At 67.5% G+C, this 22,192-nt stretch carries 18 protein-coding genes and 1 pseudogene; 14 read left to right on the top strand and 5 right to left on the bottom strand.

The window, feature by feature from the left end:
* The first annotated feature begins 75 nt into the window (after positions 1–75).
* Positions 76–753 (top strand): NADPH-dependent F420 reductase, encoded by a 678-nt coding sequence (locus ACIBW7_RS13915; protein ID WP_397046615.1) that lies wholly within the window; start codon positions 76–78, stop codon positions 751–753.
* 415 nt (positions 754–1,168) lie between these two features.
* A complete protein-coding gene (locus tag ACIBW7_RS13910; protein ID WP_397046614.1) occupies positions 1,169–2,113 on the top strand; it encodes a hypothetical protein in 945 nt (314 codons plus the stop codon).
* 109 nt (positions 2,114–2,222) lie between these two features.
* On the opposite strand, the pseudogene ACIBW7_RS13905 reads toward ACIBW7_RS13910, so the two are convergent.
* Positions 2,223–2,306: pseudogene (locus ACIBW7_RS13905) on the bottom strand (50S ribosomal protein L20); the annotation flags it as partial.
* Positions 2,307–2,388: 82 nt separating this feature from the next.
* Positions 2,389–3,135, bottom strand: coding sequence for a peroxide stress protein YaaA (gene yaaA / locus ACIBW7_RS13900; protein ID WP_397047062.1), 747 nt, complete (start codon positions 3,133–3,135; stop codon positions 2,389–2,391).
* Between the two features lie 58 nt (positions 3,136–3,193).
* Between yaaA and ACIBW7_RS13895 the strand changes: the two genes are divergently transcribed.
* Both ACIBW7_RS13895 and ACIBW7_RS13890 read left to right on the top strand, forming a co-directional pair.
* Positions 3,194–4,948 carry a proline--tRNA ligase gene (locus ACIBW7_RS13895; protein WP_397046613.1) on the top strand — a complete coding sequence of 585 codons (1,755 nt, stop codon included), beginning with the start codon at positions 3,194–3,196 and terminating at the stop codon, positions 4,946–4,948.
* Between the two features lie 159 nt (positions 4,949–5,107).
* On the top strand, positions 5,108–6,859 hold the full coding sequence (locus ACIBW7_RS13890; protein ID WP_397046612.1) for an acyl-CoA dehydrogenase family protein: 1,752 nt from the start codon (positions 5,108–5,110) through the stop codon (positions 6,857–6,859).
* Between the two features lie 54 nt (positions 6,860–6,913).
* On the opposite strand, the gene ACIBW7_RS13885 is transcribed toward ACIBW7_RS13890, so the two are convergent.
* Together ACIBW7_RS13885 and ACIBW7_RS13880 are read right to left on the bottom strand one after the other, a co-directional pair.
* Complete coding sequence (locus tag ACIBW7_RS13885; RefSeq protein WP_397046611.1) at positions 6,914–7,348, bottom strand: ferritin-like domain-containing protein; 435 nt, start codon at positions 7,346–7,348, stop codon at positions 6,914–6,916.
* 73 nt (positions 7,349–7,421) lie between these two features.
* A complete protein-coding gene (locus ACIBW7_RS13880) occupies positions 7,422–8,048 on the bottom strand; it encodes a hypothetical protein (RefSeq protein WP_397046610.1) in 627 nt (208 codons plus the stop codon).
* A 205-nt stretch (positions 8,049–8,253) separates the two neighbouring features.
* Between ACIBW7_RS13880 and rimP the strand changes: the two genes are divergently transcribed.
* From rimP to ACIBW7_RS13840, 8 genes are all read left to right on the top strand, one after another.
* Complete coding sequence (gene rimP, locus ACIBW7_RS13875; protein ID WP_397046609.1) at positions 8,254–8,922, top strand: ribosome maturation factor RimP; 669 nt, start codon at positions 8,254–8,256, stop codon at positions 8,920–8,922.
* Positions 8,919–9,950 (top strand): transcription termination factor NusA, encoded by a 1,032-nt coding sequence (gene nusA, locus ACIBW7_RS13870; RefSeq protein ID WP_397046608.1) that lies wholly within the window; start codon positions 8,919–8,921, stop codon positions 9,948–9,950. Before rimP ends, nusA begins: the two co-directional genes overlap by 4 nt.
* Positions 9,951–10,093: 143 nt before the next feature.
* On the top strand, positions 10,094–10,405 hold the full coding sequence (locus ACIBW7_RS13865) for a YlxR family protein (RefSeq protein ID WP_397047061.1): 312 nt from the start codon (positions 10,094–10,096) through the stop codon (positions 10,403–10,405).
* Positions 10,406–10,513: 108 nt separating this feature from the next.
* Positions 10,514–13,549 (top strand): translation initiation factor IF-2, encoded by a 3,036-nt coding sequence (infB, locus tag ACIBW7_RS13860; RefSeq protein ID WP_397046607.1) that lies wholly within the window; start codon positions 10,514–10,516, stop codon positions 13,547–13,549.
* An 88-nt stretch (positions 13,550–13,637) separates the two neighbouring features.
* Positions 13,638–13,928: a DUF503 domain-containing protein gene (locus ACIBW7_RS13855; protein WP_040693064.1), complete on the top strand. Its 291-nt coding sequence runs from the start codon at positions 13,638–13,640 to the stop codon at positions 13,926–13,928.
* Between the two features lie 103 nt (positions 13,929–14,031).
* A complete protein-coding gene (gene rbfA / locus ACIBW7_RS13850) occupies positions 14,032–14,475 on the top strand; it encodes a 30S ribosome-binding factor RbfA (protein WP_397046606.1) in 444 nt (147 codons plus the stop codon).
* Positions 14,476–14,497: 22 nt separating this feature from the next.
* Entirely contained in the window at positions 14,498–15,517 is a 1,020-nt protein-coding gene (locus ACIBW7_RS13845; protein WP_397046605.1) for a bifunctional oligoribonuclease/PAP phosphatase NrnA, read from the top strand.
* On the top strand, positions 15,514–16,875 hold the full coding sequence (locus tag ACIBW7_RS13840; RefSeq protein WP_397046604.1) for an MATE family efflux transporter: 1,362 nt from the start codon (positions 15,514–15,516) through the stop codon (positions 16,873–16,875). The genes ACIBW7_RS13845 and ACIBW7_RS13840 overlap by 4 nt, the downstream gene beginning before the upstream one ends.
* Positions 16,876–17,076: 201 nt before the next feature.
* On the opposite strand, the gene ACIBW7_RS13835 is transcribed toward ACIBW7_RS13840, so the two are convergent.
* A complete protein-coding gene (locus ACIBW7_RS13835) occupies positions 17,077–17,910 on the bottom strand; it encodes a hypothetical protein (RefSeq protein WP_397046603.1) in 834 nt (277 codons plus the stop codon).
* Positions 17,911–18,021: 111 nt separating this feature from the next.
* On the opposite strand from ACIBW7_RS13835, the gene ACIBW7_RS13830 reads away from it, so the two are divergent.
* Positions 18,022–19,770, top strand: coding sequence for an Hsp70 family protein (locus ACIBW7_RS13830; protein WP_397046602.1), 1,749 nt, complete (start codon positions 18,022–18,024; stop codon positions 19,768–19,770).
* Positions 19,771–19,779: 9 nt separating this feature from the next.
* Complete coding sequence (locus ACIBW7_RS13825) at positions 19,780–21,870, top strand: Ig-like domain repeat protein (protein WP_397047060.1); 2,091 nt, start codon at positions 19,780–19,782, stop codon at positions 21,868–21,870.
* Positions 21,871–22,192: the final 322 nt, after the last annotated feature.

Below are 22,192 nucleotides of genomic sequence, written 5' to 3'. Positions count from 1 at the left end.
CTGAGGGCATAACCTGCGCTCGGGTTCAGCGCGTGTGTGGGAACAATCGTGGTTCCCACTCGGTTGGGACCGGGCATGACAACGCTTGGATTGATCGGCAGCGGGAATATCGGCGGCACATTGGCACGATTGGCCGTCGCGGCCGGACTCGATGTCGTGGTCAGTAATTCACGTGGCCCGGAAACGCTGGCGGAGCTGGTGGCCGAGCTCGGGCCGCGGGCGCGTGCCGCCACCGCCGCGGAGGCGGCCGCGGCCGGTGACATCGTCGTGGTCACAGTGCCGTTGAAGAACTACCGGCAGGTCCCGGTGGAGCCGCTGGCGGGCAAGGTCGTCATCGACACCAACAACTACTACCCGGACCGCGACGGCACCTTCCCCGAACTCGAGGACGGCACCACCACCAGCAGTGAACTGCTGCAACGCCACCTGCCGACCTCGAAGGTCGTCAAGGCCTTCAATAACATCTTCTATCCCCACTTGGCCGCCCTCCCCCGCCCCTCCGGTGCCCCCGACCGCTCGGCCCTCCCCATCGCAGGCGATGACGCCGATGCGAAAAAGGCCGCCGCCGAACTACTCGACACCCTCGGCTACGACACAGTCGACGTCGGCTCGTTGCACGAGAGCTGGCGCTCCCAGCCCAACACCCCCGCCTATGGCGACCCCTACGCCGCGGATCTTCCGTTCTGGGAGCACCCCGCTGCCCCCGCTGCTGCTGACAAGATCCGAGCCGCGTTGGCCGCCGCACAGCGCTGACCGCGCGCAGGACAGCGCCGTGCCGACCTCGCCGCCCCGCGAGGCCTGAGCACACTACCTGCGGTGTCGCATACCCAGTGAACGCCGCGCATAGGTTGCAACTCTTGCGCGGCGTTCACTGGGTATGCGACACCTGCCGGTCACGGCCTCGCGCCCGCGGTGGGCTGGCTCGTTGCCGGATGCTTGCTGCAGGGTGCGGCGGCGGCACTCGTGGTGGCGTCTGCGCGCGGACTTGTCCGCGCTGTGTCGCTGCACGAGAAGATCGGCGCGGTCATTGGAGCCTGGTCGGCCGCAGGGGGTGGCTCGGTGGTCAGGCGTGGCGTGTCTGGTGTGGAGTTGTGCACAGGGGGCGAGTTATCCACAATCCGTGGATTGGGGCTTTCGGCTGGGTGGGGTCGGTCGAGAACATCGGGGAGTGGACGTACCTCGAACTATTTCCCGGCGGAATGCGCTGGAAGCCGGATTCACCGGACGCGAGCTGAGCAGGCGACCTTGGCAGCGGGTGTGCCGGGGGCAGTACCTGAGCGCGGTCGATATCGGCGAAATGACTACTGAACAAAGGCATCTGGTGCTGACCGGTGCTGTCGCCGCGGGCTCCAGTTCAGCTGCCGTCGTCAGTCATATCTCCGCGGCTGTCGTGCACGGTCTGCCGGTGTGGTCGATTCCGTTGGCACGGGTTCATTTGACGCGCAATCGAAGAACCGGGGCGCGTACGGGTAAGCGAGTCATGATGCACGCCGCGTCCATCGAGTCGGACGAGGTGGTGCAGATCGGCGATCTGCGGGTGACGACCGTGGCGCGCACGGTCGTCGACCTGGCCAGAACCGTGCCGTTCGAACAAGCTGTCGTGGTGGGTGATGCGGCACTGCGCCTCGGGCGTACCAGCAGTGCCGAACTGGCGGAACAACTACTGCGGGCGAACGGCCGGCCGGGCTGCCCGGCCGCGCGCCGCGTCATCGACTTCCTCGACGGCCGCGCCGAGCGCCCCGGCGAATCGCGGAGCCGGGTTGTCTTGTGCACTGCCGGACTGCCCGCACCGGAACTCCAGCCGACCGTCCTGGATATCAACGGCGGATTCGTCGCCCGAGTCGATTTCCTGTTTCCGACGCTGGGCGTTATCGGCGAATTCGATGGCATGATCAAGTACCGCAACAACTCCCGCCACGGCTCACCCGAATCCACCGTGATCGCCGAAAAGCTCCGTGAGGACGCCCTGCGCGCCCTGGGTTGGGCCGTTGTCCGCTGGACCTGGCCTGACCTGGACACCCCGGACCGCTGGCTGGCCCGACTGGCCCGAGCCGCTGCCTTCGCTCACCGCATCCACCGAGCCGGCACCTGGCGCCCCACCGAGCGCGAATAGCCCGCCGCAACCAACCGCCTTCCGCGAGCGAAGTGCTCGCACAGACCCAGTGCGCGCCGCGCAAAAGTTGCGACCTCTGTGAGACGTGCACTGGTCATGTGCCGGTACGTCGGTTGTAGGTGATGTCGTTGATGCGGGCAATCCAGAGCTTGCGGAAGTCACCCTTGCGCCGGTGAGTGTGGGTAAGCGAGTGAGGTGCTCGCACAGAGCCAGTGGGCGCTGCAAATAAGTTGCAACCTATGTGAGCGGTGCGCTGGTCCTTCGCCAGCCGTACCTCAGCTGGTGATGATGAGGAGTTCGGTGGGGGAGGCTATTTCGGCGCGGAGGCCGGATTTGGTGGCTATGCGGGCTACGGCGCGGATATCGGTGGGGTCGGCACGGGTGAGGACGAGGGCGCGGGCGAGTAGGCCCTTGTGGTGTTTGTTGAAGTGGCTCACCACGGTTCGGGAGCCGTCGGAGTGTTCGGTCAGGACATTGGCGGTGATGGCGTCGGGGATGCGGCCGAGCTGCTGGTAGGTGCCCGAGCGCAGGTCGATGACGAGTTCACCGGCGGCCTCGGCGACCAGCGCGTCGGGCAGGACATCGCGCCAGATGGCGGAAAGGGTCGGGAGGCCGGGAAGTTTGGAACCGCCGGAGAGCCGGTAGGCGGGGATGAGATCATCGGCGCGGACGGCGCCGAACAGGGCTGAGCCGATGCCGAGGCGGGCATAGGCCTTGGCGCGTTGGACCTTGGTGAAGGAGCGGGCATCGAGGGCGTCGTAGAGCACGCCGGTGTAGCGCTCCAACGAGGGCCGGGTAGCTGACGTGCGCAGCATCGCATTGCGCGTGATCTCGGCATCAGCCCCCTTGCCGAGGCCGAGTACCGCACGCGAAGCGTCCGGGTCGGCGGCCAGCTTGACGACCTCGTCGATGAGCCGGTCGCGCACCGCCGTGAGCTGCGGCATCGCCAGCGACTCCAGCTCCAGCGGCACATCGGTTCCGCCATCGGACTTGGTTTCGGAAGGGGGCAGCAGCACCAGCACGAGCGGATAGGGTAATGCGTTGCAGACATCGTCGGGCCAGCGACTACCCTGTCGTTCCGTGATCACCCGCCTCTCCCACCTGTTCCTGCGTACCCTGCGCGACGATCCCGCCGACGCCGAGGTGCCCAGTCACAAACTCCTCGTCCGCGCCGGCTATGTGCGGCGCATCGCCCCGGGCGTGTACTCGTGGCTGCCGCTGGGCCTGCGGGTGTTGCGGCGGGTCGAGCAGGTCGTGCGGGAGGAGATGAACGCCATCGGCGCGCAGGAGATCTCGCTGCCGGCGCTGCTGCCGCGTGAGCCGTACGAGACCACCAACCGGTGGACCGAATACGGCGACGGCCTGTTCCGGCTGCAGGACCGCAAGGGTGCGGACTACCTGCTGGGGCCCACGCACGAGGAGCTGTTCGCGCTCACCGTGAAGGGTGAATACAGCTCGTACAAGGATCTGCCGGTCACGCTGTACCAGATCCAGACCAAGTACCGCGACGAGGAGCGGCCTCGCGCGGGCATTCTGCGCGGCCGCGAATTCATCATGAAGGACTCCTATTCCTTCGATCTCGACGAGGACGGACTGAAGGCCAGTTACAACGCGCATCGCGAGGCCTACAAACGCATCTTCAACCGGCTCGAGGTCGAGTACGTCATCGTCGCGGCCACCTCGGGTGCGATGGGCGGCAGCGCGTCGGAGGAGTTCTTGGCGGACAGCCCGGTCGGCGAGGACACCTACGTGGTGTGCCGGGAGTCCGGCTACGCCGCGAATGTGGAAGCGGTGGTCACGCCCGCTGCCGAACCGCGACCCATCGAGGGCCTGCCCGCGGCCGTCGTACACGACACTCCGAACACCCCGACCATCGCGACGCTGGTGGATTGGGCGAACGGTGCCGGCGTCTCCGCGCGACCTGTCACCGCGGCTGACACTCTGAAGAACATCATGGTCAAGCTGCGCCATCCGGACGGTAAGACCGAACTGCTCGGCATCGGCATTCCGGGCGACCGCGAGGTCGACGCCAAGCGCCTCGGCGCCGCGGTCGAACCCGCCGAGGTGGAACTGCTCACCGAGGCCGATTTCGCCGCCAACCCGTTCTTGGTCAAGGGCTATATCGGCCCGAAGGCATTGCAGGCCAACGGTGTTCGCTACCTCGTCGACCCGCGCATCGGCACTGGAACCAGCTGGATCACCGGCGCCGACGAGCCGGGCAAGCACGTCGTCGGCCTGGTCGCGGGCCGCGATTTCACCCCCGACGGAACCATCGAGGCCGCCGAGGTGCGCGACGGTGATCCCTCACCCGACGGGCGCGGCGTCCTGGTATCCGCCCGCGGCATCGAGATCGGCCACATCTTCCAGCTCGGCAACAAATACACCGATGCGTTCGAGGTCGATGTGCTCGGCGAGAACGGCAAGCCGGTGCGGCTCACCATGGGCTCCTACGGCGTCGGCGTCTCCCGCATGGTCGCGGTGATCGCCGAACAGCAGCACGACGAGAAGGGTCTGCGCTGGCCGCGCGAGGTCGCGCCGTTCGACGTGCACGTGGTGATCGCGAACAAGGACGACTCCTCACGCGAGGGCGGCGAACAGGTTGCGGCGCTGCTGGATACGGCCGGACTCGACGTCGTCCTGGACGACCGCAAAGCCTCGCCCGGTGTGAAGTTCAAGGATTCCGAGCTGATCGGCGTTCCGCTGGTCGTGGTCGTCGGCCGCGGCTGGGCCGAGGGCAAGGTCGAGATCCGCGACCGCTTCACCGGCGAATCCACCGAGGTCGCGGCAGATTCGGTAGTCGAATCGGTGCTCGCGCAGGTCCGCGGCGGGCGGTAGGCCGGCCTCCGGCAACCGGTAGGAAAGCCCGGCCGACCGAGCCCGGTCGGCCGGGCTTCTCGCATTCGTTCGGACCTACGGTTCCGTAGGCAAGATTCGGGGCGGGCGGTAATCGCGGACCCGCTCCTGGCTGCTGTTACCCGCTGGTAAGTTAGCGGCATGACGAGCATCGACGCGTTGTTGTTCAACCCCACCAGCTATGACCCGAAGCAGTTCGACGCCGAGACGCGGCGGCTGCTGAAGGCCACCATCGAGTGGTTCGAGTCGCGGGGCAAGCGGCAGCTGCTGGCAGATGACGCGGATGCGGTCTGGGTGTCGGACTTCCTCGAGTTCGTCAAGAAGGAGCGCCTGTTCGCGACCTTCCTGACCCCGGCCGCCTATGCCGACGGTGACGCGAACCGGCGATGGGACGGTGCGCGCAATGCGGCGCTGTCGGAGATCTTCGGCTTCTACGGTCTCGCGTACTGGTACGCCGAGCAGGTCACCATCCTCGGCCTCGGCCCGATCTGGCAGAGCGATAACGAGGACGCCAAGAAGCGTGCGGCCGCCGACCTCGCCGACGGCCAGGTGATGGCATTCGGTCTGTCCGAGCGCGATCACGGTGCCGACATCTACAACACCGACCTGATCCTGACGCCGACCGAGCCGGGCAGCGCGGATGCCGAGGCCGGCATCCTTTTCCGCGCCGATGGCGTCAAGTACTACATCGGCAATGGCAATGTCGCCTCGATGGTGTCGGTGTTCTCCCGCCGCGCCGATATCGAGGGCGCGGACGGCTACGTGTGGTTCGCCGCGGACAGCCGCCACGACAACTACGAGCTCATCGACAACGTCATCCACGGTCAGCTGTATGTGAGCACCTTCGCGCTGCACGACTACCCCGTGACCGCCGCCGACATCCTGTCCACCGGTCCCGAGGCCTTCTCCGCCGCGCTCAACACCGTCAATGTCGGCAAGTTCAACCTGTGCCACGGCAGCATCGGTATGGTCGAGCACTCGTTCTACGAAGCCATCACGCACTCCAACAACCGCATCCTCTACGGCCAGGCCGTCACCGAATTCCCGCATGTGCGAACGAATTTCGTGGATGCGTACGCGCGCATCGTCGCAATGAAGCTGTTCAGCGACCGCGCCGTCGACTACTTCCGCAGCGCCGGCCTCGAGGACCGCCGCTACCTGCTGTTCAACCCGATGACCAAGTCCAAGGTGACTTCCGAGGGCGAGACCGTCATGACGCTGCTGCTGGATGTGCTCGCCGCCAAGGGATTCGAGAAGAACACCTACTTCGCGCAGGTCGCCCGCTATATCGGGACGTTGCCCCGGCTCGAGGGCACGGTGCACGTCAATGTCGGCCAGATCCTGAAGTTCATGCCGAACTACCTGTTCAACCCGAAGGACTACCCGGAGATCGGCACTCGTGTCGATGCGGCCGACGACGAGTTCTTCTTCCGGCAGGGTCCGGCTCGTGGCGCGGGCAAGGTGCAATTCGCCGACTGGACACCGGTATACGAAAAGCACGCCGATCTGCCGAATGTCGCGCGCTTCTACGAACAGGCCCAGGCCCTGCGCACGCTGTTGACCACCGCAGCTCCCGATGCCGATCAGCAGAAGGATCTGGATTTCATGCTGACCATCGGCCACCTGTTCTCCCTGGTGGTCTACGGCCAGCTGATCCTGGAGCAGGCCGCCGTCACCGGCCTGGACCGCGACATCATCGAGCAGATCTTCGACTTCCAGATCCGCGACTTCAACAGCCACGCGACCACTCTCTACGGCAAGCCCTCCGCCACCCCCGACCAGCAGGCCTGGGCCGCCTCCGCCCTGCGCCCGCCGGTCACCGACCGTCCCCGCTTCGACCGCGTCTGGGCCGAAGTCGCCGCCTACGACGGCACCTACGAAATGCGCCCGTAGTCACTCGCATCCGCCGCGCACGAATTCGCTGACGAATGCGTGCGCGGCGCGCGGTCAGACCTTGCCGGGAAAGGCGACCGTCGGTGGGTTGGCGCCCAGGATGGCTTGCCAGGTGGCCAGGCGCAGCGCGCATTCGGTGAGGGCGTCGACACCCGTCCGGCGGATGGATTCGGAGCTGCCGTTCTCGACAACCGCGCGCCAGGCTACGGCGGTGTCGGTTTCCACCGTGACGGCCAAATTCGCCGCCGGAATCGGATCGTTCACCGGAAACGGCGTGGTGTAGGCGGCGTCCGGCGGTGGCACCGCGACTCCGGCTGACTTCAACGCATCGATGGTGGTATCGCGGCGGGCGCGGTGGGCGGCGGTGTCCTGCGCGATCAAGCGGACTCGCTCGGCGGCGGCGTAGGCCGCTATCACGCCGTAGGCGTACACCGCCGCGTATTCGGCGCGCAACGCGTCGAGCAGGGCTTGGCGTTCGGCTTCGGTCATGTACGCATCCCTGTCCGGACGAGTCGAGCGGTGCGCACGGTATTGCGTGCGAGGTAGGTCGAGGCGGCACGACTCATGCCAGCAACACCCCCGCCTGCGCCGCGCACGATGCGCTGATCGAGGCCAATAACCCTGCGCGATAACCGGATTGGGTGCGGGCGAGATCACCCGCGGACTGCTGCGACTTGGCCAGCCGGGTGCGCAACTCGTCGATGCTCGGCGGCGTGGTGGGGGATCCGGATGCGCCCGATGCCGCGGGGGAAGTGCCGGAAGCGGGCGGGGTGACTTCGCGGGTGCGGTGCGTCGGAGTGGTGCCGTCACCGTAAACGCCGATCACACGGTTGATTTCGGCACGCAGCGCATCCGCGTGTGCGGTGCGTTCGTCCGCGATCGCGGTCAATGCGGCGTGCCGCTGCGGCGTCACCGCGATCGCCGCCGTCGCGGCCGCTGCGTCGGCGCGCGCCAGGTTCTCTTGTGCGGCAAGCGGATCGGGCTGATACACCGTCTTGTCCGTACATCCAGCCACCGCGCCGACGGCTAGCACACCCACGGTCGTGCTGCCGGCCAGCCGTAATGCGGTGCGGCGGTCGACGATGCCGGTGCGACCGATGCCGGCGCTGCCGTGCTGGGTTCGATGCCGGTCGATGGGGATGCCGGAAGTGCACCCGGCGCGCGGCGGGGCGGGGAGGCGGATTGGCACGGCACCATCGTGCCAGATTCGCGTGGCACGGCCGACCGAGCGTCTACCGTGCGGTCGGTGCGAGGCCCGGCGCGCGGTATTGCGGGCGCGTGGCCAGGAAACTTGCTCGAGGCCGCTGGTCCTTTACACTCTCGAGGCGCGTTACGCTAGATCTTCGGTAGAGAATTTTCCCGCCGTCTGACAACTGAACCAGGAGCCGCCCCACATGCCCATGCCGACCGAGGAAAGGGTGAGCCAGCTCGTTGCTGGGCTCGTCGAGCGCCGAGGATTCGACCTCGAGGGTGTCGAGATCTCGACGGCGGGCAAGCATGTGGATGCCCAGGCTCGGGTGAAGGTCGTCGTCGACAGCGATGCCGCTTCCGATCTCGATGCCATTGCCGGACTGAGTACGGAACTCTCCGAGGCCCTCGACAATGCGGGCGATTTCGGCGAGACGCCCTATCTGCTCGAGGTGACCAGCCCCGGCATCGACCGCCCGCTCACCGCCGACCGCCACTGGCGCCGCGCCCAGGGGCGCAAGGTGCGGATCAAGCTACGCACCGGCGCTCCGTCGCCGGATCCGAAGTCATCGGACAAGTTCGAGGCCAGGGTCGGTGTTCTCATCGATGACACGGTGGCGCTGGTGCTCGGCGGGAAGAACAAGCCGCACCGGGTGACGATTCCGCTGGCCGATATCGCCGAGGCCGTCGTCCAGGTGGAATTCAACCCGCCCGGCGCGCGGGAACTGGAACTCGCGGGCGGAGTCGCGCCCGGTCGTCCGCGGCCGGGGCAAGAGGAAGCGGTGGACCCCGCCGCCGATGTCCGAGGAACAACCGATGTACCAACCGAATCTGTAGAAGCGTCCGATTCGCCGACCGAAGGGATCGTGGAATGAACATCGAAATCGAAGCCCTGCGCGCGATTGTCGCCGATAAAGGGATCTCGATCGAGACCGTGATCTCCGCGATCGAGTCGGCATTGCTCACGGCCTACCGTCATACCGAGGGGCACCAGCCCACCGCGCGCATCGATATCAACCAGAAGACCGGCGTGGTCCGGGTGATGGCGCGCGAACTCGACGCCGACGGCAATGTGATCTCCGAATGGGACGACACCCCAGAGGGTTTCGGCCGGATTGCGGCGACCACCGCGCGCCAGGTGGTGCTGCAGCGGCTGCGAGATGCCGAGAACGAGAAGTCCTTCGGCGAATTCTCCACCCATGAGGGCGACATCGTCGGCGGCGTGGTGCAGCGCGATGCCCGCGCCAATGCCCGCGGCACCGTCGTGGTGCGTATCGGTAGCGAACTGCACGGCACCGAGGGCCTGATCCCGCCCGCCGAGCAGGTGCCCGGCGAGAGCTATGAGCACGGCGACCGGATCAAGTGCTACGTCGTAGGTGTCTCCCGCGGCCCGCGCGGCCCGCAGATCACCCTCTCGCGCACCCATCCGAATCTCGTGCGCCGACTGTTCGCACTCGAGGTGCCCGAGATCGCCGACGGTTCGGTGGAGATCGTCGCGGTCGCCCGCGAGGCCGGACACCGCTCCAAGATCGCGGTGCGCACCACCGTTCCCGGCGTCAATGCCAAGGGCGCGTGTATCGGTCCGATGGGTCAGCGCGTGCGCAATGTGATGAGCGAACTGGCGGGGGAGAAGATCGACATCATCGATTACGCCGATGATCCGGCGACCTTCGTCGGGAATGCGCTGTCGCCGTCGAAAGTTGTCTCGGTCACGATCGTGGATCCCGAAGCCCGCGCCGCACGCGTGGTCGTCCCCGACTTCCAGCTCTCGCTCGCCATCGGCAAGGAGGGGCAGAACGCCAGGTTGGCGGCCCGCCTGACCGGTTGGCGGATCGATATCCGCAGCGATGCGACCCCGGATGCGGGCAGCGGCAGTGTGCGGACGGAGGCGCATCGGAGTTGATCGATTCCCGCGAATCGAGCCCGCCGGATGACATGTTCGTAACTTCCGAAGGGGCGGGGTTCGGTGTTCCGAGCGGGACAGCGGTAGAGTGGTCTCAGGTTCAACGCGAGCCTTCGGTTTCTTTGTCCGAACGCACCACCGAGCTGGCCCCGGCGCACCGTCGTCGAGCGGCTCCGGTGCGGACGTGCATCGGGTGCCGAAAGCGCGAGTTGGCCGTCGATCTGTTGCGGATCGTGGCGCAGGACTGTGAAACCGGTGACGGTTCCGAGGTTGTTGCGATAGTTCCCGATCCGCGGCGCAGACTTCCCGGACGGGGTGCCTGGCTGCACCCCGTTTCGGTTTGTTTGCGCACCGCGGAACGACGCCGAGCATTCGGCAGAGCACTACGAGTGTCCGGAAATCTGGATATCTCAGCCCTGGAGAAGTACCTCGAGAACAGGCACGAGCACTCATGAGCACACCGTGAAGCACCAACGATGAACGTCCATCGGAGATAACCCGAGGTCGTGCGGGCCCGCCTTCCCTAGGCGGAGGCACTGCTCGACCTCTCAGTGAGGAGAGCAGTGGCAGGCAAGGCCCGCGTGCACGAGTTGGCCAAAGAACTCGGTGTCACGAGCAAAGAACTACTCGCAACGCTCAAGGAGCAAGGCGAGTTCGTGAAGTCGGCGTCCTCGACGGTGGAAGCACCCGTCGCACGTCGTCTGCGCGAGTCGGTGGCGGGGAAGTCCGCGCCGACCAACGGCACAGCCAAGTCCGGGTCCCGGCCCGGTCCCGCATCGAGCGCCCCGTCCGCGAAGCCCGCCGCAGGTGGCGGTCCGCGTCCGGGTCCACGTACCCCGGCTCCTGCGCCCGCGCAGGCAGCGACCCCGGCGGCTCCGGCCGCCCGTGAGACGGCGGCTCCGGCCGCGCGTCCGTCCGATGCTGTGCGTCCCGGTCCGGCCGCACGTCCCGGTCCGGCCAAGCCCGCCGCCCGGGAAACCGCTCCGGTCCAGGAGACCCCGGCGGCTCCGGCCGCGAAGGCCACCCCGGCGCCGAGCACTCCGGCGCAGAGCGGACCGCGCCCGACCCCGGGTGGCGCACGTCCCGGTCAGCAGCAGCGTCCCGGTGCTCCGGCGCACGGTGGTCCGCGTCCCGGTGGTCCGGGAGCCGGCCCCAAGCCGGGTCCGAAGACTCCGCGCGTCGGCAACAACCCCTTCTCGTCCGCACCCGATCGTGAGCGTCCCGCGCCGCGTCCGGCCCCCAGCCAGGGTGGACCGCGTCCGGGTCCCGGCCAGGGGCCGCGTCCGGGTCCGGCTCAGGGTGGTCCCCGTCCGGGTGGTACCCAAGGTGAGCGGCGTCCGTCTCCCGGCCAGGGTGGTCCGCGTCCCGGTGGGCCGCGTCCGAGCCCCGGCTCGATGCCGCCGCGGCCGAATCCGGGTGCCATGCCCGCGCGTTCGGCCCGTCCAGGTCCGGGCGGCGGCGCCGGTGCAGGTCGTCCGGGTCGTCCGGGCGGTGGCCCGGGTGGCGGCGGCGGTCGTCCCGGTGGCGGCGGCGGTGGCGGTGGCTACCGCGGCGGCGGTGGTGGCGGCGGTGGCACGGGTGCGCCCGGTGCAGGTGCCGGTGCTCCCGCGGCCGGTGGTTTCCGTGGTCGTCCCGGTGGCGGTGGCGGCGGTCGTCCGGGTGGTCCCGGTGGCCGTGGCGGTGCAGCCGGTGCGTTCGGTCGTCCCGGTGGCGCCCCGCGTCGTGGCCGTAAGTCGAAGCGGGCGAAGCGCGCCGAGTACGAAAGCATGCAAGCCCCCGCCATCGGTGGCGTGCGGCTGCCGCGCGGTAACGGCGAGATCATCCGTCTCGCCCGCGGTGCCTCGCTGTCGGACTTCGCGGAGAAGATCGACGCGAACCCGGCCGCCTTGGTGCAGGCCCTGTTCAACCTCGGTGAGATGGTCACCGCGACCCAGTCGGTTAACGACGAGACCCTCGAGCTGCTCGGCAGCGAGATGAACTACGTCGTGCACGTGGTCAGCCCCGAGGACGAGGACCGTGAGCTGCTGGAATCGTTCGACCTGACCTATGGTGAGGACGAGGGCGGCGAGGAAGACCTCGAACAGCGTCCGCCGGTGGTGACCGTCATGGGTCACGTCGACCACGGTAAAACCCGACTGCTCGACACCATCCGTAAGGCCAACGTCCGTGAGGGCGAGGCCGGTGGCATCACCCAGCACATCGGCGCCTACCAGGTGCTCACCCATCTGGGCGATAACGACCGGCTCATCACCTTCATCGATACCCCGGGTCACGAGGCGTTCACCGCCATGCGTGCCCGTGGTGCCAAGGCCACCGATATCGCGATCCTGGTGGTCGCCGCCGACGACGGTGTCATGCCGCAGACGGTGGAGGCCATCAACCACGCGCAGGCGGCCGATGTGCCGATCGTGGTCGCGGTCAACAAGATCGACAAGGAAGGCGCGAACCCGGACAAGATCCGGCAGCAGCTGACCGAATACAACCTGGTTGCCGAGGAATACGGTGGCGACACCATGTTCGTCGACATCTCCGCCAAGCAGGGGACCAACATCGAGCAACTGCTCGAGGCGGTCCTGCTGACCGCGGACGCAGCGCTGGATCTGCGGGCCAACCCGGACATGGACGCACAGGGTGTCGCCATCGAGGCGCACCTCGACCGCGGCCGAGGTCCGGTGGCGACCGTGCTCATCCAGCGCGGCACGCTGCGCGTCGGTGATTCGATCGTGGCGGGCGACGCCTACGGTCGCGTCCGCCGCATGGTCGACGAGCACGGCGACGATGTCGTCGCGGCGCTGCCGTCGCGGCCGGTCCAGGTCATCGGCTTCACGTCGGTGCCGGGCGCCGGTGACAACCTGCTCGTCGTCGACGAGGACCGGATCGCTCGCCAGATCGCCGACCGTCGCAATGCGCGCAAGCGCAACGCGCTGGCCGCGCGCAGCCGCAAGCGGATCAGCCTGGAAGATCTGGATGCCGCGCTGAAGGAGACTTCGGAGCTCAACCTGATCCTCAAGGGCGACAACTCCGGTACCGTCGAGGCCCTCGAGGAGGCGCTGCTCGGTATCGAGATCGACGACGAGGTGCGCCTGCGAGTCATCGACCGCGGTGTCGGTGGCGTCACCGAGACCAACGTCAACCTGGCGTCGGCGTCGAACGCGATCATCATCGGGTTCAACGTCCGGGCCGAGGGCAAGGCGACCGAGCTGGCCAACCGCGAGGGTGTGGACATCCGGTACTACTCGGTGATCTACCAGGCCATCGACGAAATCGAGAAGGCCCTCAAGGGCATGCTCAAGCCGATCTACGAAGAGGTCGAGCTGGGCCGGGCGGAGATCCGCGCGATCTTCCGTTCGTCGAAGGTCGGCAATATCGCCGGTTGCATGGTCACCTCGGGTTCGGTCAAGCGCAACGCCAAGGCGCGCCTGCTCCGCGACAACGTGGTGGTCGCCGAGACGGTCACGATCTCCACCTTGAAGCGGGAGAAGGACGACGTCACCGAGGTCCGCGAGGGCTTCGAATGCGGTATGACGTTGACCTACAACGACATCAAGGAAGGCGATGTGATCGAGGCCTACGAGCTGCGCGAGAAGCCGCGCGACTGATTTGTTCGTCGGTGGTCCGGTCCGGCCGTCAACGCTGGACCGGACCACCGAGACAATCTTTTCGTAGGTGCCGATACAGGAGGCTTGGGTGTACCTGGGTGCACTGGAGTTCGACATCCTGCTCGGAGATGTGCATTCGCTGAAGCAGAAGCGTTCGGTGATCCGGCCTGTGCTGGCCGAATTGCAGCGCTTCGGTGTGAGTGCCGCCGAGGGTGGGGAACAAGACCGCCACCGTCGCTCACTGCTCGGAGTCGCCATGGTCAGTTCCGGTATGGATCACCTGACCGAGGTACTCGACAAATGTGAGCGTCACGTCGCGGCTCGTCCGGAGTTAGAGTTGCTGGCAGTGCGCCGCAGGATCTTCGGACCCGAAGACTGACCCGCGGCGGGAACGACGGGCCCGGAGGCGGTAGCTTGCGCAACCACGCAAGGTCCCGGTCCCGCCGCAAAATGAACACAGCAGTAGTGAGGAGGGTTCAGCCATGGTGGATCAAGCCAGGGCACGCCGACTCGCCAAGCGGATTTCCGCGATCGTGGCGACCGCGATCGAATACGAGGTGAAGGATCCGCGTCTGAATTTCGTGACCGTGACCGATGCGAAGGTCACCGGCGATCTGCGCGAGGCGACGGTGTACTACACGGTGATGGGCGAAACCCTCGACGTGGAACCGGATTACGCGGCCGCGGCCGCGGGTCTGGAGAAGGCGAAGGGTGTGCTGCGCTCGAAGGTGGGCGCGGGCACCGGCGTGAAATTCACCCCGACGCTGGCGTTCGTGCTCGACAAGGTGCCCGACGCGGCACGGGATATGGAAGAGCTACTGGCCAGGGCGCGGGCCGCCGATGACGCGGTCGCGAAGGTGGCGGCCAACGCCACCCATGCCGGCGATGCCGACCCGTACAAGGTCGAACGCGAATCCGACGAGTGACGTGCGGTAGACCATGACGACGATGCCCGTCGACCCGGGTAGCGGGGTCGCTGTCGATGCGGTCGATTTCGGACCGGCCCTTGCCGCATTGAACGCGGCGCGTTCGGTCACCATCCTGTGTCATGTGCAGCCCGATGCCGACACCATCGGCAGCGGGCTCGCTTTGGCAGTGGTGTTGCACCGGCGCGGTGTCCCGGTGTGGGTATCGTTCGCCGAGCCCGCCGAACTGCCCGCGACGATGCGGACGCTGCCCGGTGTACAGCATCTGGTGCCGCCCGCCGATGTACCGGCCGAGGTGGATCTGCTGGTTTCCGTAGATTGCGGCAGTGCCGGTCGGCTGGGTGCGCTCGCCGATCGATTGGCCGGGGCCCGAACGACTTTGGTGTTCGATCATCACCGCTCCAATACCCGGTTCGGGTCGATCAATGTGATCGATGCGAGTGCGGAATCGACGACGAGTCTGATCGCGCGGCTGCTCGATACCTGGCAGGTGCCGATCGATGCCGAAGTGGCACATTGTCTTTACGCCGGACTGGTCACCGATACCGGATCGTTCCGCTGGGTGCGGCCCGGCACCCATCACCTGGCCGAGCGGCTACTGGCCACCGGTATCGACGGTGCCGAAATCACGCGCTCGCTGATGGATACGCATCCGTTCGGCTGGTTGCCGATGCTGTCGCGGGTGCTCGGCTCGGCTCGGTTGGAGCCGCAGGCCGGTGGTGGGACCGGACTGGTGTATGCCATCGTGCGCCGCGAAGATGTCGATGGTGTGCGCTCGGAAGAGGTGGAGAGTGTGGTCGATATCGTCCGCACCACCTCCGAGGCCGGGGTTGCCGCGGTGTTCAAGGAATCGCGCACGATTCCGGATCGGTGGACGGTGTCGCTGCGGTCGCGTGACAGTGCGCCGGGGGCGCAGGACGGTGTCGATGTGGCCACTGTCGCAACGTCTTTGGGCGGTGGGGGGCATCGGTTCGCGGCCGGATACACCACTTACGGCACGTCCGAATCGGTCGTCGCGGCGCTGTTGGCCGAACTCGGGTGAGTTCGGAAGTCGGCGGGGTTGCGTCGAATCCGATCGGCGCGGTGGGGCCGCGACGGATTCTCGGACTCGCCTTGCCGACCTTGGGTGTGCTGGTGGCCGAGCCCATCTATCTGCTCTTCGACCTGGCTGTGGTGGGGCGGCTGGGGGCGTTGGCATTGGCCGGGCTTGCGGTCGGCGGAATGATTCTGGCGCAGGTCAGTTCGCAGCTGACGTTCCTGTCGTATGGGACGACGGCGCGGGCGGCGCGGCGGCATGGGGCTGGGGATCAGCGCGGTGCGATCGGGGAAGGGGTGCAGGCGACCTGGGTCGCCGTGATCGTCGGGACGCTGGTTCTTGTTGTGGGGCAGGCGATTGCGGTTCCGCTGACGAATGTGATCGCGGGTGGTGGGGATATCGCGGGGGAGGCATTGGTCTGGGTGCGGATCGCGTTGTTCGGGGTGCCGCTGATTCTGATCGCCATGGCTGGTAACGGGTGGTTGCGCGGGGTGCAGGAGACGCGCAGGCCACTGCTGTTCGTTGTTGCGGGACTACTGGTTTCGGGGGTGCTGTGCCCCACGCTGGTGCACGGGTTGCTCGGTGCGCCGCGGTTGGAGTTGGCGGGTTCGGCGGTCGCGAATGCGGCGGGCCAGTCCGTGACTGCCGTGCTGTTCCTGACCGCGCTGGTGCGCGCACGTGTTCCGCTGGCGCCGCACTGGTCGGTGATGCGGGCACAGCTGGTACTCGGTCGTGATCTGATCGCCCGCAGCCTCGCCTTCCAAGCCAGTTTCGTGTCGGCGGCGGCCGTCGCCTCCCGATTCGGTGCGGCATCGGTGGCCGCACACCAACTGGTCCTGCAGCTCTGGAATTTCCTTGCCCTGACCCTGGATTCGCTCGCCATCGCCGCCCAAACCCTGGTCGGTGCGGCACTCGGCGCGAGCGACGCCACCGGAGCGCGCGGCCTGGCGCGCCGCATCACCCGCTGGTCGGGTGGATTCGCGCTGGTCCTTGCGGCGGCCTTCGCGGCCGGCGCGACCGTCATCCCCGAACTCTTCACCGACGACCCGGCCGTCCTCGACCGCACCCACGTCGCCTGGTGGTTCTTCGTCGCCATCATCCCGATCGCAGGCATCGTCTTCGCCCTCGACGGCGTCCTCCTCGGTGCGGGCGACGCCGCCTACCTCCGAAACACCACCCTCGGCGCCGCCCTCCTCGGCTTCCTCCCCGCCATCTGGCTCTCCCTCATCTTCAACTGGGGCATAGCAGGCATCTGGACCGGCCTCGTAGCCTTCATGCTCCTACGTCTCATCGCCGTAGTCTGGCGCGCAGAATCCGGCCGCTGGGCGCAAATCGGTACCGAGGTACCCCGCGTCAGTGCTTAACCGGTGCGCCGCGCACGGTTTCGCATCCCGCGCATGTTTCGCCGAGCGAACCCGTGCTCGCCGGGCGGCAGGTGTCAGTGGTGTCGGCGCACCGACCACTCCTGCCTGGCGAACTTATTTGCGGCGGGTAACGGGTCGTCGGTGGTGTCGGCGGACAACCACACCTGCTGGGTGAGTTCGTGTGCGGCGTGCGGCGGGTCGTCAGTGGTGTCGGCGGACGACCACTCCTGCCGGACGCACCGAGCGGCCGGAGACCGTCAAGCCGACTTGGACGACCGATTCCACGGTGCGGTCCAATGCGGGATCGTGTGTCTGCGCGACATCCGCCGCTTCCATGGTGAGCGAGTCGAAGGCGTCATCGGGACGCGGGGTGACGAGTGTGCCGCCGCGGCCGACGATGAGGCGTTCGATTCGGCTGGCGACGGCTTCGAATGCTGCTCGCTCGCGTGCGGATTCGGCGGTGACGGCGCAGGCGGTGGTGTCGGTGTGGAGGGCGAAGAGTTCCAGGACGAGGGGGAGATCGGCGCCGCTGCGGTCGCGTCGGTCGCGGGCCTTGGCCTCGTCGGCCAAGCGGTCGATGGTGGTGGCTTGGCGAGCGATGACTCGGGTGAGGTCTTCGATGCTTTCCGCTAGGTGGGCAAGCGAGTCGGTGGGTTCGAGCTGTGGCGTGGGGCAGTCGGCGGGGTAGTGGGTCTGCGGCGCGGTCGGGGACTTGACCTGCGGCGTAAGGGGATCGGCGGTGTGATTGGCCGATGCTGCGGGGTCGGTGCGGGTCTCGGCCGGTGGCGTAACGGGGTTGGTGGGGTGAGCACCCTGTGGTGCGGCTGGGTCGGTGAGGTGACCGGGCCGTGACGCTGCTTGGCCGGTCGTCGCCTCGGCCCACGGCGTAAGGGGTTTGGCGGGGGTACCCGCCTGCGGTGTAGTGGAGCTGGTGAGGTTTTCGAGCGGTGGTGTGTGTGGGCCGATGGGGCGACCGGTGTGTGGCGCAGTTGGGTTGGTGAGGGCCTCTACCTGCGGCGCGGCGGGGTCGGTCATGTTCGCACTTTAACGCGAGTTCGCGGGGGTGCATCGATTGTTTTGGGCGGCATCGGGATCCACTGTCGGGAACTGGGCTGGTGTCGGATGCGGCTGCTACCATCGCGTCTCATGGGGGTCTACGGCATCGACCTTGGTACGACGAATTCGGCGATCGCGCGGATAGACGCCGATGGTCGGCCCGAAGTCATGATCGGTATGAACGGCGAGGCGACGGTGCCATCGGTCGTTTTGTTCGCTTCGGCGTTCGATCATCTGGTGGGCGAAGGCGCGCGGCGGCAGGCTCGGCTCGATCCCGAGCATGTGTGCGCGCTGGTGAAGCGGCGGATGGGCGATACGGACTGGCGTTTCGCCGCGCATGGGCAAACCTGGTCCGCGCCCGCGGTTTCGGCGCTGATCCTGAAAAGCCTTGCCGCAGACGCCGAGTTCAGCGGTGGCGAACCGGTGAAGCGTGCGGTCATCACCGTGCCCGCCTACTTCGGTGACGAGGAGCGTCGTGCGACCATCCAGGCGGGCACGTATGCGGGCTTCGATGTGGCGGGCGTTCTCTCCGAGCCGATCGCCGCGGCATTGTCCTACGGTTTCGGCAGACTCGACGGCAGCCCTGCGGTGCGAGCGATGGACCCGGAGGCGATAGCGCAGCGTGACGGAGGCCACCGGGAATCCAGCACCGACGTCGGCAAGCCGGGCCCGCGCGAGACGGTTCTCGTCTACGACCTGGGCGGCGGCACCTTCGACGCCACCGTCATCGAACTCGCCGACCGCCGTATTTCGGTGCTCGCGGTCGAGGGCGATCACCAACTCGGCGGCGCCGACTGGGATGAGCGCATCGCGCTGTACCTTTCGCAGAAGTTCTGCGAGGCGAATCCGGATGCCGAAGACCCGCTGGACGATTCGGCGGGTTCGCAGATGCTCGTGCTGGCCGCCGAACGCGCCAAGTGCGAGCTGACCGATGCCGAGCGCACCGATGTGGTGATCGCGCACGACGGCGCCCGCGCGGTTGTTCCGCTGACGCGCGCCGAAGTCGACGCGATGACCGCCTCGCTCATGCGCCGCACCATCGACCTGACCCGCGCTTGCCTGACTGCGGCAGGCAAGCGCGGTGTCACATCCGTCGACCGCCTGCTGCTCGTCGGCGGCTCCTCGCGCATGCCGATGGTCGAGCGCGAACTGCGCAAGGAACTCGGCCTCGCCGGCGAACTGCGCGATCCTGACCTCTCGGTGGCGCGCGGCGCGGCGCTCTACGGCGAAAAGCTGGAGATGGAACGTCTCGTCCTCGCCGACCTCACCACACGTGGCCGACTGCGCGACGGCGCGAATATCGAGGACGCCGCACCGGCCGATCTGGACCAATCGATCGCCCGCGTCGCCGCCTCCTTCGGGCAACCGGTCGGGCTGGTGCGCCGGATGCTCGAAATTCAGGTCGATACTGTTGTTTCGCGCGGTTTCGGTGTGCTCGCGCTCGACTACCAGTACGGGCTGGCGGCGACCTGGTTGGTGCATCGCAATTCGACGCTGCCGGTGAAGGTACGTCGTTCCTTCGGCACCGTGCGGGCGGATCAGGACGAAATCGCGCTGACCATCGTGGAACAGCAGGGCCAGGCGGCATCGGCGCGCCCCGAGGATACGAAGGTGCTGGTGGAAGGGCGTATTCGCGGCATCCCCGCGGGCTATCCCGAGGGCAGCGAAGTGCGGGTGACATTCGAGATGGGCTTCGACGGCGTCCTGCGCGTCACCTGCCATCACGTCGACGCCGATATTCCATTGGTCCTGACCGCGCAGACCGGCGCGACCCTGTCGCAAGCGGATGTGGCGCGCGAACTCGATCAGGTCCAGCGCACCCGCCGCCGCGACAGCTGAGCCGTGACCATGCAGGCGTTCGATCCGAACGACTACCGCAAGCGGGTGCTCGCCGATGTCGAGCGCCGCGGCGGGCTCGAGGAGTCGGATCCGTTCGAGCTCTACGACATTCCGCTGGACGAAGCGGAGTCGCTGAGCGATGCCGAGATCGCCGCCCGGGTGGAGGAGGTCTGGGGTTTCTGGCAGCGCCAGCGCGACCATCCGAAATACCGGGTGCTGGTGGGGCTGTTGGTCGACGCGCATCCGAAGCTGTCCCGCGTACTGCTGGATTCGGCGATCCGCCGCGCGGAAGCGGCGCGGATCCGGGAGATGCGCGAGCGCCGGGATGCGGACCGCTACGAGATGCTCGACGCGGCGATCTCGCGATTGGTGCAGCGTCACGGTGGAGTTCCGGCCGGGAAGGTCCCCGGGCTGGAGGAGATCGGTGCGATGGGCGGGCTCAGTGCCGCCGAGGTCGCGACTCGACTGCGCAGGCATCGCGTCATCGACAACGCCCCCGCGCCCGCCGGTGTGCTCACCGACCAACGCAGACAACAGATTCGGCAGTTGCTCAGCGAATGGGATCGGCTCATCGACGGTGAACCGACGCCGACGTTGTTCGCGCTGCTCCGGGTGGATCCGGCGAAGGCCGGTCAGGCCCAGGAGATTCGACTGCGCGCCGAGGCATTGCGTGCGCGGTCCCGGGAGTTGCCGCCCGGTCGCATCCGAGTGGTGTTGGACGAGTTGCTGATTCACATCCACGACCTGCTCGAATCGGGCGAGGCGGCGCTGCGGGAGTATCTGCGGGCGGTGGCCGAGGATGTCGCCAAGGAATTGCGGCCGAAGGTCAGGGCAGCGGTCCTGGTCGAGGACGAACTCGTCGGCGACGACTTCCAGTATCTGCTCGACGAGGCGATGCGGTTGGGTCTCGAGCGGGCCGACGCCACCCGGGTGCTCACCGAGATCGCTGCGGAACTCGGTGCACGAGTAGCGAATTCGCCGCTTCCCGCGCCGCCGCAACCCATGTCGAAACCGCCTGCGCCCAGACTATGGGAAGCACCGCTCAAGGCCGCCCGGGCAGCGCTACGCGGGGGTCGCCCACAAGAAGCCGCGCGGCATGTCGAGGAGGCGAACCGGCTGGTCGGGCCCGACGGGGAAGGGCTCACTCCGATCCGTTCGGTATCCGATGAGGTCGACCGGGTGCTGAACGAGGCACAGGGCCACTGGCGTGCTGCCACGGTCGCGTGTGCGGCAAAGCGGTATGTCGAGGCGCTGCCGCATCTGGAACAGGTCCGCCGCACCGCATCCGATCTGCTGCCACCGAATCAGGTGCCGAGTATCGACCAGTTGCTCGCCGAGGCCCGAGAGGCCATTGCCGAGGCGGACCGGCTCGTCGCCGAGGCACAAGCGGGACCGGCCGATGCAAGGATGCGCGGGCTGCTCGCCGCGGTCGAGGTATGCGCCGATCACGCGGGTGCGGCCGCTGCGCTCGCGGAGTCGCCGATCGAGGCTCCGCAGCGCGTCGAGGCCACCCGATTGGCGAACGGGTCGGTTCTCGTGGTGTGGTCGCCGACGCCGACCGATAACGTCGCCTACCGGGTGACCAGGTTGCAGCCGGACGGGTCGTGGCGCGTGGTCGGCCGCACACAGGCGACCGAACTCGAGGACGGTGGCGCCCCCGCCGTCGGGCAGCCGGTGTACGCGGTGGCCGCCGCTGTCGCGGGCAGATACTCCGAGATCACCCGATCTGATACCGGCCCGGCCGTGCAGCCGCAAGGCAGACGGGAACAACCGCAGGACGATCCGTCGCCGAGTGGCATTCCGACCGTGACCGGACTGGCCGAACAGGCGGGGCTACTGGTTTTCACCTGGCCCATCGGCGTCACCGAAGTCATGGCCGTCGTGCGGCCCGACCAACCGCCGAGCACCCCGGACGACCCCGAGGCCCGGTCCTGGAAGGTCACCAATATGCGCTACGAAATCGACGGTGGTGTCCGGATCCCGCCCGATATCCCGCGACCATGTCATATCGCCATCGCATCCTGCCGCCGCGAAACGAACGGAAAGCTCACGGTCGCAGCAGGTTTCGCGCTGGCTGCGCGGATCCGCTGGTTCGGGTAGTGGGGATCGGTTCGACAGGTTGTCGCGTCGAACCGTCTGCTGTGAACCGGATGGAAAGCGTACGGTCGCCTCGGGTTTCGCGCTGGCTGCGCGGATCTACTGGCTCGGGTAGTGGGGATCGGTTCGACAGGTTGTCGCGTCGAACCGTCTGCTGGGAACCGGATGGAAAGCATACGGTCGCCTCGGGTTTCGCGTCGGCTGCGCGGATCCGCTGGTTCGGGTGGTCGGGATCGGTTCGACAGGTTGTCGCGTCGAACCGTCTGCTGGGAACCGGATGGAAAGCATACGGTCGCCTCGGGTTTCGCGTCGGCTGCGCGGATCC

It is taken from the genome of Nocardia sp. NPDC049526 (assembly GCF_044465765.1).
Taxonomy (GTDB): domain Bacteria; phylum Actinomycetota; class Actinomycetes; order Mycobacteriales; family Mycobacteriaceae; genus Nocardia.
This window is presented reverse-complemented; position numbering and strand designations above follow the sequence as displayed.